Genomic DNA, 13,058 nt, shown 5'->3' with positions numbered 1-13,058 from the left:
TAATATTAATGGCTAAATCTGTAGATGAATTTAATAAGAAAAGGCTTCGGTCCAGCAATATTACAGTAGTGATAAGTATTGCCTTAGTGTTATTTTTGTTAGGATTAATGGGGCTTATTCTGATTAATGCCCAGAAGTATTCTGACTATATCAAAGAACAATTGGTGGTGAACGCTTATTTTGATGAAAACTATGACGCTAAAGATTCTGTAAAAATTGCAAAACTTGAGGAAGAAACTTTTAAAAAGGTACAGTTATTAGCTCCTGTAAAAAAAGCAACCTATATTTCAAGAGATATGGCGGCAAAAGAGGCCAAGAAAAGTATGGGAATCGACAGTGATGCATTGTTCGAGGAGAATATTTTCCCTTCCTCTATTGAAGTTGCTTTAAAGCCGGAATTCGTAGACCCGGCAAAAATTGATGAAGCCATTAAAGAGATCAAGTCCGTTCCGGGAATCATTGATGTTAAGAATGACAGTACTTTGATGGTGGATGTATACAATAACCTGAGCAGAATCTTAAAATGGATCCTTGGATTTTCAATTTTGTTCCTGATATTGGCCGTTGTATTAATCAACAACTCAATCCGTCTGAAAATATTCTCGAAGAGATTTATTATTAAAACAATGCAGCTGGTAGGGGCGAAAAGAAGATTTATCCTTAAACCTTTCATTGTGGAAGCTGTTATCTTGGGAGCTATCGGCTCTGTAATAGGTCTTCTTGCTCTGGGAGGAGTCTGGTATTATTTCACAAGCCAGATTGGCTCTGCCTTTGTACAGGACAACAATCAATATTTCTGGTTAATCATCCTGGTGCTTGGTGTAGGAATTTTTATTTCTGTCCTAAGTACGATTTTCGCTACATGGAGATTCTTAAAATCAAACGTTGACGATTTATATTACTCTTAATAATGAGCAAAAAAACAAATAAATTTTCCGCTTCAGACTTTGGACGTGAAGCAGAAGTACCACAGGAAAACGCTTTCTATTTCGGGCAGCAGAATTTCAAATGGATGCTGATAGGATTAGCATTTATTGTAGTAGGATTTCTACTGATGATGGGGCCTGATGCCAATACGGTAGATGGAAAATTTGATCCGAACTCATGGAATGACGATATCTTTTCTATCAGAAGAATCAGGATAGCGCCTTTGTTTGTCGTAATCGGTTTTGTAATAGAAGTGTACGCAATCTTAAAAAGAAAATAAATAATAATTTTATTTAAGGATTAAAAAATTTAAGAATTGAAAGATATAAGCTAATGAGCTGTTTTTTAATTCTTAAATCTTTTAATCTTTTTAATTTTTAAAAGAATATGGATTTAATCAAAGCAATTATTATTGCCATCGTAGAAGGACTGACAGAATATCTTCCGATTTCTTCTACTGCACATATGGGATTTACAGCAAATCTTATGGGGTTGGAAGAAACAGAATTTTTAAAAATGTTTCAGGTGTCTATTCAGTTCGGGGCTATTTTATCTGTGGTGGTAGCATACTGGAAAAAGTTTTTTGATTTAAATAATATCCAGTTCTATTTCAAACTTGCTTTTGCTGTAGTTCCGGCTCTGGTACTGGGCTATTTATTTGATGATAAAATTGAAGCTGTTCTTGGAAATCAGATTGCGATCTCTTCAGTATTGGTACTAGGTGGTGTAGTTTTACTTTTTGCAGATAAATGGTTTAAGAATCCTAAAATTGACGATGAAAAAGGAATTACAATAAGAAATGCCGTTACCATCGGTTTCTGGCAGTGTCTTGCGATGATGCCGGGTACAAGCCGTAGTGCAGCTTCTATTATTGGGGGAATGGCACAAGGCCTTACAAGAAAAGCTGCTGCAGAATTCTCTTTCTTCCTTGCGGTACCTACCATGCTGGCAGTAACTGTATATTCGGTTTTTGTTAAGACTTGGGGAAAAGAAACAGCCAATCCACAAAAAGGATATGAAATGATTATGGCTTCTCAGGATCACATTATGATCTTTGTGATAGGAAATATAGTGGCATTTATCGTGGCTCTTATTGCGATCAAAGCATTCATTGGAGTACTTAATAAATATGGATTTAAACCATGGGGCTGGTATCGTATTTTTGTTGGAATAGCCCTGTTGATTTATTTTTATTTCTTTAAATAAGAAATTACATACTATACCCATTCATGACTGTTGAAGAACTGAAATCAGGATACATTTTTTTATTGGATAAGCCTCTGGACTGGACTTCCTTCCAGGCTGTCAATAAAATGAAATATAAACTTAAAAGGGAATTTGATCTTCCTAAAAAATTTAAAATAGGTCACGCTGGAACTTTAGATCCCCGTGCAACCGGACTTTTGATTGTCTGCTGTGGAAAATTCACAAAGAAAATTCCTGAGATTCAGGACGCTCCCAAGGAATACTGGACAGAGATCAAGATTGGTGTACAGACGGAATCCTATGACACCGAAAAGCCTGAAATCCTTCATCAGGATATCTCTCATATTACTGAAGAACAGGTAAAAGACGTTCTGGAGAAATTTGTCGGAGAAATTGAGCAGAAACCACCGGTTTATTCAGCGATTAAAATTGATGGTGAAAGAGCTTACAACCTTGCCAGAGCAGGTGAAGAAGTTGAAATGAAGGCAAGAAAAACAACCATTCATTATATTAAAGATATCAAAATAGACTTTCCTCTTGTAAGTTTCATGGTGGGATGCTCAAAAGGGACATATATCAGAAGCCTGGCTCATGATATCGGGCAGGAACTGGAAGTAGGAGCTTATCTGACACAGCTGAGACGTACCAAAATTGGTGATTATGCGATTGAAGATGCTACAGATCAGTTCCTGAATAATGATTACAGATTCGAAAGCCTGTAAGAATATGAATGGCATAAGCCTTAAAATGGTGCTGATATTTTTTTACTGGCTTAACAACTTACATGATTATTATTTTCAGCAATAAATTATACCGGCTACGGAAAAGACTAATGGAAAAGACGCGTATCAATAAATATTTATCAGAAGTGGGATACTGCTCAAGAAGAGCGGCAGATAAACTTCTGGAAGAGGGCAGGATCACAATAAACGGGAAAATTCCTGAACTGGGAACTAAAGTTTCAGACGAAGATCTTGTAGAAGTAGACGGGAAGCCAATCAGAGAGCCTCAGGAAAAACCGGTATATATCGTTTTTAATAAACCGGTAGGAATTGTCTGTACCACAGATACAAAACGGGAAAAAAATAATATCGTAGACTATATCAATCACCCGAAAAGGATTTTCCCTATCGGCAGGCTGGATAAACCCAGTGAAGGACTTATTCTTTTAACAAGTGACGGCGATATTGTCAATAAAATTCTGAGAGCCCGTAATAATCACGAGAAGGAATATCTTGTCCGTGTGGATAAACCGATCACTCCAAAATTTCTGGAAAAAATGAGAAATGGTGTTCCCATCCTTGATACCGTTACCAGAAAATGTGAAGTTGAGAAGATTGATGAAATGAATTTCAGAATTATTCTTACTCAGGGGCTCAACAGACAGATCCGAAGAATGTGCGAATATCTCGGATACGAAGTAAAAAAGCTGAAACGAATCCGTATCATGAATATCAAGCTTGATCTCCCGGTCGGAAAATGGAGGGATCTTACTGATGATGAGCTTACTACGCTAAACTCTTTACTGGCTGATTCCAGTAAAACCTTTGATTAAAAACAAAACTTCTTAATGTTTTAATTTCTTACTATTCGGTAATATAAACCGGATGGTATTTTTTTATTAGTTATGATTTTTCAGATATTGGTGTAATATATTTTATTTTTCACAGGAAATATATTATATTTATAAGACTAACAACCATAATCATAAAATCATGAAATTAAAATTTAATTCAGTGTTTCTGTTTATTACTTTGGTAATGTTTACGAGTTGCCTGAATGAGAACCACAATCCCGACCATCCCCATAACACTTCGTTTTACATTGATTACAGAAGCTTAAAAGGAGCATCAGACGGAATAGCCGTTATAGAACTTGATCCTGAGGCACCGAATTTTGGAAACATCAGCAGCAGGCTTGAATTGGGTATTGGTGTATTACCGCATCATATTTATTATAATCTTGATGCAAAAAAAATGTTTACAACAGCTTTAGGAGGCAGCTACCTCTATGAAGTAAAAACAGGAAAAGATCAAAATGGGCAGCCAAAACTCATAAGTGCCAGCCCTATTGATACCGGGGAGAATACGGTAGGTGAAAATTTATTTTTCACTAATGACGGAAGATATTTTATGACTTTCATGGGTGGAGCAGGAGGTCCGAAAGATGGAAGCATCGGGGTTTTTAATGCTAACAATAATCAGCTTATCAAAACGATTAAAGCACCTGTTCAGAGTAATCCCAACAAATTTATCATGTATCCGCATGGTATTTCAGTTAATGAAGAAAAAGGACTGATGATGGTAACCTCTACTATTCATCCGGATCTTACAACAGGGATGGGGAATACGTGTACTTTATTAGATCTGAATACTTATGAAATCAAGGAGATCTATCAGGTAGCAGATTCACCAACGGATTTGTCTGCTCCCGTTGAAGTTTTACTGCTGCGCGGAAAATTTCCACAGTATGCACTTGCTACGACCATGCTTGGCGGCGATATCTGGATAGCTCCATACAATGGTACAACCAAAAAATATGATGCTTTTACGAAGATCTTTGACGGAAGCGCACAAGGATTAGGCTGGACACTTGAAATGTATATTGATGATTCAAATAAACTTTACGTAAGTTTTGCAGATCCTGGAAAAGTGCTTGTGTTTGATATAAGCAATCTTCCTCAGCTGAAGCTTTTGAAAACTTTTGACGCTGATAAAGGAGCTCATCATATGGCTTTCTTTAAAACCAGATCAGGAAAAGATGTGGTAGCGGTACAAAATAATCTGTTGGATCTTCCTAATTTAAACTCCGGAACCATCAGTATTATTGATATTAATACCGGAAAAAAACTGGGAAGAGTGGATCTGCGTAACAAATATGGAATACTGCCGGAATCGATTGAAGGGACCAATGGCCCCAGCAGTTATATGCATCATTAAAAATTCAGTATTTTGCTTTCATAAAACTATTCCGAATATTATTTTTGGAATAGTTTTATTTTATGTATAATTTCATTCTTTCTTCATATTCGGGTTTCAATTTCAATAGTTTCCATATTTTTTTATCATCTGGGTTGCTGATCCGATAGAATATGATCTTGTCTGCGGAATATTTGAAATAAGGGTGATTTTTAAGCCATTCTTCTGGTGCGTCTGCTAATGTGTATCTTGGAACATTGGACGTATTCAGCGGTGCTATTGAAATCAGCTTTTGAACAAGATCCTGGTCAATATTATAAGTGCTCAGAATCTGCTGCTTATTCATAAAACCTCCCAGCTTCTTCCTGAAACCGATGATTGAACCTGCGCTTCTTTCGTCCAGCCCGAACTCCATAAGCTGTTTGAAAGTAATGGTATTGAGATCTGTTTTTGAAAAATCTGTTTTTTCCTGCTGTTTTTCCTGAAGTTTGATATAAGGCTTCATTTCCTGAAATTTTTCAGCGGAAATCACAAAACATTTTTGCAGTTCTTCAGGATTTTTAAAGCTTCCCCGTAAATTTCTGTCGCGGTAACTGATGATTGTGGCAGCCTGTTTTTCTGAAAATCCAAGCGCTTTCCACCCGTCCAGGTTTAATTGATTAGGATCAAAATTGTGGTACTGGATTTTAGATTTTACAGTATTGCTATTCGTAAATTTTCTGAAGCTTTCGGGAGTTTTTGCCGGCAGTAGGATATAAGGTTCAAGTTTGCTGTAATTTTCCGGAGAAATAATAAAACATTCTTTAAATTTCTCTTTACTGATAAAGCTTCCGCCTAAATAATTTCTATACTTTATAATAGCTTCTGCCTGCTTTTCACTGAAGCCCATCCTGAGCCAGTCATCAGCAGAAAACTGATCAGGATTAAACTTTCCTGAAATGATAATTTCTCTTTTTCCGGATTTATTGACTCTTTTTGAAGTCCCTTTTTCTGTCAGTTCAGGAAGCAGGATGAAAGATGCTATTTCATTAAATTTTTCTTCAGAAATAGCATAACATTTTCTCAGCTGTTCTTTCGAAGTAAACTTTCCGCCCACAATATCTTTATACTTAAGAATGGTAGCGGTTTGTTTCTCTGAAAACCCCAGCTTCTTCCATTGCTCTTTGTTCAGAACATTGGGATCAAAATCCGATAGGTTTGCCGATTTTGAAGCATCTGCAATGAATGTAACTTCAGGAAAAGGTTCTTTTTCCCGGCTGGTATATTTCTGATAGGCAAATAAAACAGTCAGCAATGTGACCATAGATGCCAGTTTCCGGTAATATTTTTTTCTCATCATGAAGTAAACTTATTGATAAAAATAAAGCACAGCAATAGCTGATTATGAAATGGTTAAAGATTATATAGAGAAAGTGATTTATTGTTTAAAAGATTATGAAGATAATGTTCTTTATGTGATATAATTTCGTTATCGAAGCCAAAAGTTCTGACTGTTTTTATATCGTATATTTTCTTAACGGCTTGGTTTTTGTAATTTTTTATTTATCCAACACCCATTAATTGATAATAATATGAAATACAGTGAAGCAGTAAAATACAAGGAAGAGGCTTTGAAAAAAGCTGACAGTACAGTTGTTGACAATTACCATATTGTTATAGTTCCGGCAGATACAGCTGAAAGCACAAAATATATCGAAGAGTTCACCAAAAAACCTGAACGTTTTAAAGATGATAGCTGTAAGAAATATTGTTCAGACGGAGAATATCTGGTAGTGAGCTTTAAAAAAGAGGATGATTGATTTTTACCTGAATAAAATAGGAGTTAATTGTTGCTTTTGCAGCTAATAACTCAATAAGAGTGTATCAATAAAAATGCGCCGCAATTCATTGCGGCGCATTTTCTGTATTTTGAATAATTTATTCACTATCTTTTTCTCCCAGAGATTCTTTCAGTTTAATAAGCTCAGCTTTTACAAACTCCAGTCGGTCAATCAGGGTGATGGTTTCAGAAATTTTACTGTTGGTGGTAAGGGCTACGCGGGCTCCGTCAAGGGTGTAACCTTTTTCTTTTACCAAATGGTAGATCATCTGAAGGTTTTTGATGTCTTCAGGGGTGAAATATCGGTTTCCTTTTCTGTTTTTTTTAGGCTTGATAATAGGGAATTCCTGTTCCCAGTAACGTATTAATGAAGTGTTTACATCGAATGCTTTTGCAACTTCTCCTATGGAATAATACAGTTTATCAGGTAAATTTATTTTCATTTTACAACTCCTAAACTTCAAAGATAAAAATTTTTTAAAGTTTTATCCAAAATATATTACAAAAAGTGCGGTCAGGCTTTGTTTTAAAGGAAATTTATGGAAGTAAAATAAAGTACAGATATTAAGCATTTATCATATACCAGTTCTTTTTATCTAAATTTGTAAATTCTTACGCTAATATTAATGAATCCGATCTCAGTTCTTCATATTGATCTTTTCCAGGCGGGTAAAAATACTTCGGATTTTTACTTTAATACCATGAAGAATCATCTGGTGGTGGGACATCGTCATATAGAGAAGCCTCACAGACATGATTTTTATGCTGCCGTTCTCTTTACGAAAGGAACAGGAGTCCATGAAATTGATTTTCATAAATATGAAGTCTCTGAAGGAAGTCTTTTCTTTCTGTCGCCGGGACAGGTTCACAGCTGGGAGCTTTCGGAAGATATTGAAGGGTATATTTTCTTTTGTTCTCAGGAGTTTTATGAAATGCATTATGTCAATCAGAAGCTCAGAAATTTTCCTTTTTTCGGATCTGTATCGTTCCCGAGGAAACTTCAGCTGGATTCGAATGAGCTTAAGAAATATGTAAATTTATTTCAGGAGCTGGGGGAAGAGCATCAGGCAAAAAATATAATGAAAGAAGGTTTGATTTTGTCATTGATGTCCCGGATTTTCATCAATGCTGCCAGATTGTTTTCAAAAGACTTTGATACATTGGCTTCTTCAGCCGGGCTTTCTTATTTTAAACATTATCAGGATTTTGAAAACCTGATTGAGCAGAACTTTACACAGCAGAAATCAATTGCATATTATGCATCGTTGTTGGGAATTTCATCCAAACACCTGAACCGGATTGCACAGACTGTTGTTCAAAAAACAGCGACTGATGTTATTACGGAAAGAGTAGTGCTGGAAGCCAAAAGGATGCTGATGTACCTGGACGAAAGCCTGGTGGAAATTGCTTTCCGGCTGGGATATGAAGAATATTCCTACTTTGTAAGAGTATTCCGGAAAAGCTCCGGAATGACTCCCACGCAGTTTATGAGGAAATATAAAGCTTAATCAGTTTAAAGTTCAAGGTTTAAAGTTTAAAGTTTAAGGTTTAGAGTTTAAGGTTTAGGGAAGAGTTTGTTGTAAACCACCCCGTCAAAAATTCTTTGAATTTTTGCCACCCCTCCAGAAGAGGGGAATAATGGAAATATCAACGACTATTCCTGTAAACTATACCTGCTATCTGCAACCTAAAGTGCCAACTTAAACGGTCCTTCAAAAGTTGTCTCAAATGAATCCACAAGTTTCCCTTTTTCGTCAAAAACACCGATGATCATATTTTGTTTTGAGAACTTAATTTCGTCTTCAGGGAAAGAAATATTGATGTTTCCTTTCAGGATCTGGTCTCCCTTCAATATGATTTTTTCAGAACCAAAATAAGTGATTTCCGCATTTGCCGGAGTGATAACTCTGATGGTAAGGGTTTTCTTCTCATTAGATTTATTCAGAAGAGTATAAATAAAGGTGTTGGTGATTTTACCATTTTTAACGAAAAAGGTAGAACCCGCCGGCTTAATGAACTTGGCTTCCATAGAACCACGGTCGTACATTAAAAAAACCAGAAATCCGATTAACAAGGCAAGAATTACAGTGGTTGCTTTCATTCTCGGTGTAAATCTGAACTTGTCTTGATTTTCAATTTCAGCTTCCGTAGCATAGCGTACCAGCCCTTTAGGCAAGCCTATTTTTTCCATTACTTCATCGCACGCATCAATACATGCCGTACAGTTCACGCATTCCAGCTGCTGGCCGTTTCGGATATCAATTCCTGTAGGGCAGACTACAACACATTGGTTACAGTCAATACAATCTCCTTTCCCCGCAGCTTTCCTGTCTTCATTATTTCTCCATTTTGCACGGCCTTCGCCTCTTTTAAAATCATAATATACATTAATGGTTTGCTTGTCAATCAATACACCCTGAAGTCTTCCGTAAGGACAAACCAATGTACATACCTGTTCACGGAGCCATGCAAAAACAAAATAGAAAGTCATGGTAAAGAATATCATAGCCATAAACTTCAGTGAATGTTCAGCAGGTCCCTCGCTCATAATACGGAGAACCTCTTCATATCCTACAATGTACATGAACATGAAGTGGGAAATGATCAGTGAAATCAAGAGGAATGCAGACCATTTAGTCAGTCTTTTCCATATTTTTTCTGTGTCCCATTCCTGTCTGTCGAGTTTCATTTGCTTATTCCTGTCTCCCTCGATCCAGTATTCAATTTTCCGGAAAACCATTTCCATGAAAAGGGTCTGTGGACACAGCCAGCCACAGAATATTCTTCCGAAAACTACCGTAAAAAGCATCACAAAAATTACAGAAGTTACAGCCCCCAAAGCAAGGATAAAAAAGTCCTGCAGGTAAAAAGGCTGTCCGAGAATAAAGAATTTCCTGTCTATAACATTGATAAGCAGAAAGGGATTGTTGTTGATCCTTACAAACGGCAATCCGAAAAGTAAAGCAAGAAGTAAATAGCTTGTGTAATTCCTGTAGTTGGTGTATTTGCCTTTAGGCTTTCGGGGAAAAACCCACTTCCTTTTTCCGGTTTCATCCATGGTTCCTACGGAATTTCTGAAATCTTCATTTTCAATTTCCAAAGATTTGATATTATTGGACTCTGCGCTCATTGTTGTATGCTATAAAGTATTTTGGTACAATTTTCATCCTGACCGATCTTGTTTTTCAAATTGATTTCTATGAAAAAAATGATTGATCCTGCTACTGCAAAGCTCCGCATTATATCCTTTTGCTGCTAATATGATCTACTTAAAAAATAGTACAATTGGGACATTTTTCAATTATGTTTTTTATTGTATCAGAAAGAGAAAATATTTTGAAAGCTATTATTGATATTGTAAATTGCAGGTTTAAAAATGAAGCATGAAGAATATCTTTAAAATAGGCATGATTGGTTTGGTTTTCGCATTGGTAAACTGTCAATCAGTAAATTATAGTAAAATGTTTTATGAAGGAGTACAGCCGGAAAAGGTTTCAGACAAGTTCAGTTTCACAGAAGGGCCATCTGCCGATAAGGATGGAAATGTTTACTTTACCGATCAGCCTAATGATAAGATCTATTATTGGGACTGGAAAAGCAACCAGGTGATAGAGTTTCTTGATAAAACAGGAAGAGCCAACGGAACTCATTTTGACAAAGACGGGTATCTGATCACCTGTTCAGACGATCAGGGAGAGATCTGGAAGATTTCCAAAGATAAAAAAGTGGAAGTTCTGCTTAAAGGCTTTGAAGGAAAAAGACTGAATGGTCCCAATGATGTGTGGAATGATGAATTTGGAGGAATGTACTTTACAGATCCTTTATACAAAAGGGATTACTGGATAGATTTCAAACAGGAATTACCTCATAAAAGTCTTTATTACAGAGATAAAACAGGAAAAGTTACAAAGCTGGAAACATTCACGCAGCCCAATGGAATTGTAGGAAGTGAAAAATTAAAGAAATTATACATTTCTGATATTGATGCGGGCAAGACTTATGTGTATGATATTTTAGGGGAAGGGAAACTGTCTGAGAAAAAACTGTTCTGCGAAATGGGCTCAGATGGAATGACTATGGACAAGCACGGGAATTTATATTTAACAGGAAACGGAGTTCATGTTTTCAACAGCTCCGGGAAGAAGATCTATCATATTCCGATTCCTGAAGACTGGACTTCCAATGTCACTTTCGGCGGAAAAAATAATGATATTCTTTTCATTACTGCTTCTAAGTCTGTTTACACCTTTCCTTTGCGAGTAAGAGGAATAAAATAAATCATTGCGGGGAACATAGCGGCGAAGCAATCTCTTTCATTAAATATGAGATTGCTTCACTTCGTTCGCAATGACAATAGAGTATTGAGCAGAAGACTTAATAAGCAATCTCCATTTTCACTTTCTTTCCTTTCAGTTTTTCGTTCTGAAGCTTTCTTAAAAGTGCATTTACTTTATTTCTGGAAACCGCAACATAGGATGTAGTGTCTTTTACTTCAATAATTCCCACATCTTCTTTCTGTAATTCGCCTTTCTTCAGTAAATAACCCACAATGTCCACTTTATTCACTTTATCCTTTTTGCCAGCGCTGATGTAAACCGTTTGGAAAGGTGTTTTTTGTGGAACTTTAGTAAATCCGGCAACACTTTCTTCGGGGGTGTTATTTTTTAATGAACGGGAAGTTTTCCTCTTCAGTCATGATCAGGTAGACGAAACCTTTGGCATTCATTCTTGCAGTACGTCCGTTTCGGTGGATGAAGGCATCTTCTTTCGGAGGCAGCTGGTAATGAACAATAGATTCTACCTCAGGAATATCAAGTCCGCGGGCAGCCAGGTCTGTTGTAATAAGAATCCTTGCGGAATCATTTCTGAATTTAAGCAGAGCACGTTCTCTTTCATCCTGTTCCATACCGCCATGGAAGGTTTCCCTGTCTATTCCCATCTGATGAAGAAGCTCTGAAATACGGTCTACCGCATCACGGTGATTGCAGAAGATCAGGGTTCTCCTGTTTCCGATTTTACAAACCAGGTTGAAAAGCGTATCCAGTTTTTCCTCCGGAATCGTCATTACCTTTCTCAATTGAAGATCCGGTTTTACATCATTTTCTTTCAGGAAGCTGATTACTTTTTCATCTTTCAATCCCGTGAAAGCAGGAATTTCATCCATCGCTGTTGCAGAGGTTAGAATTCTTTGTGAAAGTCCTTTTAAAGAATTACAAATGAATTCCATGTCATCGTGAAAGCCCAGCTCCAGTGCTTTGTCAAATTCATCAAGAACCAGTGTTTTGATAGTTTTCGGATCAAAATTGTTATTTCTTAAATGATAAACAACTCTTCCCGGGGTCCCGATTAATACAGCCGGCGCTTCAATTAAATTATTGACCTCAATTTTTTTATCATGTCCGCCATAACAAACAGAAACTTTAAAATCTGTTCCCATCGCTTTAAAAACCTGTTCAATCTGCAGGGCAAGTTCTCTTGCCGGAACCAATATCAATGCCTGAACGCCCTGCACGTTTTTTTTCAGATTTCTGAGAACAGGAAATAAAAAAGCAAGGGTTTTTCCGGATCCTGTAGGAGAGAGTAAAACAATATCCGTATTATTTTCAGACGCTTTATAAGTAGATTTCTGCATCTGATTCATATCCTGAATCTGCAGTTTCTGATAGATTGATTGTAGTTCCATAGTGCAAAGGTAGTGAATTTTGGAGTTTGAATTTTGAGTGGGAGAGTCTTAGGGTTTGAGAGTAGGAGAGTAGGATGGTTTGAGGGTTTAAGGATTTGAGGGTTAAGAGCGGAGGTTTGAGATGATGATCATTTATAGTTTGACATTACTGTTATTCTGAATGTAGCGCAGCGAAGTGAAAAATCTCTATAATCCGTTGTACTGTTTTATGAAAAAGGATAGGTGACAACTGATTATCATTGGATTATATGAGTTGTAAAGATTATGAAACCTATTGCTTATCTTAAATAAAATTCTTATCTTTGCACCCACTTTTTGTGGTAAAGGTCTGAGAAAGTAAAATATTAAATATTAATAACTTCCGTATTTTTCAATCACATTGATTAAGACCGTTGAAAGAGAAGGAATACAAATTTTTTTAGAATTATGTCAAAAGAGACAAATTCAGCTGAATTATTATTAAACCAAAACGTAGCACCTGAACAATTTGACTGGGATTCTTTCG

The 13,058-nt window shown here is 36.5% G+C and carries 12 protein-coding genes and 1 pseudogene; 9 read left to right on the top strand and 4 right to left on the bottom strand.

The window, feature by feature from the left end:
- Positions 1–8: 8 nt before the first annotated feature.
- The 6 genes from ACE3RB_RS15755 to ACE3RB_RS15730 all read left to right on the top strand — a co-directional run bounded on the left by ACE3RB_RS15755 (position 9) and on the right by ACE3RB_RS15730 (position 5,072).
- Complete coding sequence (locus tag ACE3RB_RS15755) at positions 9–908, top strand: cell division protein FtsX (RefSeq protein ID WP_374465072.1); 900 nt, start codon at positions 9–11, stop codon at positions 906–908.
- Positions 909–910: 2 nt separating this feature from the next.
- Positions 911–1,207, top strand: a complete 297-nt coding sequence (locus ACE3RB_RS15750; RefSeq protein WP_131438506.1) for a DUF3098 domain-containing protein — start codon at positions 911–913, stop codon at positions 1,205–1,207.
- Positions 1,208–1,314: 107 nt separating this feature from the next.
- Positions 1,315–2,133: an undecaprenyl-diphosphate phosphatase gene (locus ACE3RB_RS15745; RefSeq protein WP_149834751.1), complete on the top strand. Its 819-nt coding sequence runs from the start codon at positions 1,315–1,317 to the stop codon at positions 2,131–2,133.
- A 23-nt stretch (positions 2,134–2,156) separates the two neighbouring features.
- Positions 2,157–2,855 carry a tRNA pseudouridine(55) synthase TruB gene (gene truB, locus ACE3RB_RS15740; RefSeq protein ID WP_374465071.1) on the top strand — a complete coding sequence of 233 codons (699 nt, stop codon included), beginning with the start codon at positions 2,157–2,159 and terminating at the stop codon, positions 2,853–2,855.
- A gap of 110 nt (positions 2,856–2,965) precedes the next feature.
- Positions 2,966–3,688, top strand: coding sequence for a 23S rRNA pseudouridine(2604) synthase RluF (rluF, locus tag ACE3RB_RS15735; RefSeq protein ID WP_374465070.1), 723 nt, complete (start codon positions 2,966–2,968; stop codon positions 3,686–3,688).
- Positions 3,689–3,848: 160 nt separating this feature from the next.
- The gene (locus tag ACE3RB_RS15730; RefSeq protein WP_374465069.1) at positions 3,849–5,072 is read left to right on the top strand and encodes a YncE family protein; all 1,224 of its coding nucleotides are present in this window, start codon (positions 3,849–3,851) and stop codon (positions 5,070–5,072) included.
- A gap of 55 nt (positions 5,073–5,127) precedes the next feature.
- On the opposite strand, the gene ACE3RB_RS15725 is transcribed toward ACE3RB_RS15730, so the two are convergent.
- The gene (locus ACE3RB_RS15725; protein ID WP_374465068.1) at positions 5,128–6,390 is read right to left on the bottom strand and encodes a helix-hairpin-helix domain-containing protein; all 1,263 of its coding nucleotides are present in this window, start codon (positions 6,388–6,390) and stop codon (positions 5,128–5,130) included.
- A 232-nt stretch (positions 6,391–6,622) separates the two neighbouring features.
- Here ACE3RB_RS15725 and ACE3RB_RS15720 point away from each other — a divergent pair, with 232 nt between their 5' ends.
- Entirely contained in the window at positions 6,623–6,850 is a 228-nt protein-coding gene (locus ACE3RB_RS15720; protein ID WP_374465067.1) for a hypothetical protein, read from the top strand.
- Positions 6,851–6,968: 118 nt separating this feature from the next.
- Here ACE3RB_RS15720 and ACE3RB_RS15715 read toward each other — a convergent pair whose 3' ends face one another.
- Positions 6,969–7,313 (bottom strand): MerR family transcriptional regulator, encoded by a 345-nt coding sequence (locus tag ACE3RB_RS15715; protein WP_002980674.1) that lies wholly within the window; start codon positions 7,311–7,313, stop codon positions 6,969–6,971.
- Positions 7,314–7,496: 183 nt separating this feature from the next.
- On the opposite strand from ACE3RB_RS15715, the gene ACE3RB_RS15710 reads away from it, so the two are divergent.
- Positions 7,497–8,378 carry a helix-turn-helix transcriptional regulator gene (locus tag ACE3RB_RS15710; protein WP_374465066.1) on the top strand — a complete coding sequence of 294 codons (882 nt, stop codon included), beginning with the start codon at positions 7,497–7,499 and terminating at the stop codon, positions 8,376–8,378.
- 179 nt (positions 8,379–8,557) lie between these two features.
- On the opposite strand, the gene ccoG is transcribed toward ACE3RB_RS15710, so the two are convergent.
- Positions 8,558–10,000, bottom strand: a complete 1,443-nt coding sequence (ccoG, locus tag ACE3RB_RS15705) for a cytochrome c oxidase accessory protein CcoG (RefSeq protein ID WP_374465065.1) — start codon at positions 9,998–10,000, stop codon at positions 8,558–8,560.
- Between the two features lie 253 nt (positions 10,001–10,253).
- On the opposite strand from ccoG, the gene ACE3RB_RS15700 reads away from it, so the two are divergent.
- Positions 10,254–11,147 (top strand): SMP-30/gluconolactonase/LRE family protein, encoded by an 894-nt coding sequence (locus ACE3RB_RS15700; RefSeq protein WP_374465064.1) that lies wholly within the window; start codon positions 10,254–10,256, stop codon positions 11,145–11,147.
- A 97-nt stretch (positions 11,148–11,244) separates the two neighbouring features.
- Here ACE3RB_RS15700 and ACE3RB_RS15695 read toward each other — a convergent pair.
- Positions 11,245–12,553: pseudogene (locus ACE3RB_RS15695) on the bottom strand (DEAD/DEAH box helicase).
- Positions 12,554–13,058: the final 505 nt, after the last annotated feature.

Source organism: Chryseobacterium sp. (assembly GCF_041914225.1).
Classification (GTDB): domain Bacteria; phylum Bacteroidota; class Bacteroidia; order Flavobacteriales; family Weeksellaceae; genus Chryseobacterium.
This window is presented reverse-complemented; position numbering and strand designations above follow the sequence as displayed.

Coding starts and splice junctions, on each gene's coding strand:
- ACE3RB_RS15720 (WP_374465067.1), top strand. CDS start 6,623: ATGAAATACAGTGAAGCAGTAAAATACAAGGAAGAGGCTTTGAAAAAA.
- ACE3RB_RS15725 (WP_374465068.1), bottom strand. CDS start 6,390: ATGATGAGAAAAAAATATTACCGGAAACTGGCATCTATGGTCACATTG.
- ACE3RB_RS15730 (WP_374465069.1), top strand. CDS start 3,849: ATGAAATTAAAATTTAATTCAGTGTTTCTGTTTATTACTTTGGTAATG.
- ACE3RB_RS15750 (WP_131438506.1), top strand. CDS start 911: ATGAGCAAAAAAACAAATAAATTTTCCGCTTCAGACTTTGGACGTGAA.
- truB (WP_374465071.1), top strand. CDS start 2,157: ATGACTGTTGAAGAACTGAAATCAGGATACATTTTTTTATTGGATAAG.
- ACE3RB_RS15755 (WP_374465072.1), top strand. CDS start 9: ATGGCTAAATCTGTAGATGAATTTAATAAGAAAAGGCTTCGGTCCAGC.
- ACE3RB_RS15715 (WP_002980674.1), bottom strand. CDS start 7,313: ATGAAAATAAATTTACCTGATAAACTGTATTATTCCATAGGAGAAGTT.
- ACE3RB_RS15745 (WP_149834751.1), top strand. CDS start 1,315: ATGGATTTAATCAAAGCAATTATTATTGCCATCGTAGAAGGACTGACA.
- ACE3RB_RS15710 (WP_374465066.1), top strand. CDS start 7,497: ATGAATCCGATCTCAGTTCTTCATATTGATCTTTTCCAGGCGGGTAAA.
- ACE3RB_RS15700 (WP_374465064.1), top strand. CDS start 10,254: ATGAAGAATATCTTTAAAATAGGCATGATTGGTTTGGTTTTCGCATTG.
- ccoG (WP_374465065.1), bottom strand. CDS start 10,000: ATGAGCGCAGAGTCCAATAATATCAAATCTTTGGAAATTGAAAATGAA.
- rluF (WP_374465070.1), top strand. CDS start 2,966: ATGGAAAAGACGCGTATCAATAAATATTTATCAGAAGTGGGATACTGC.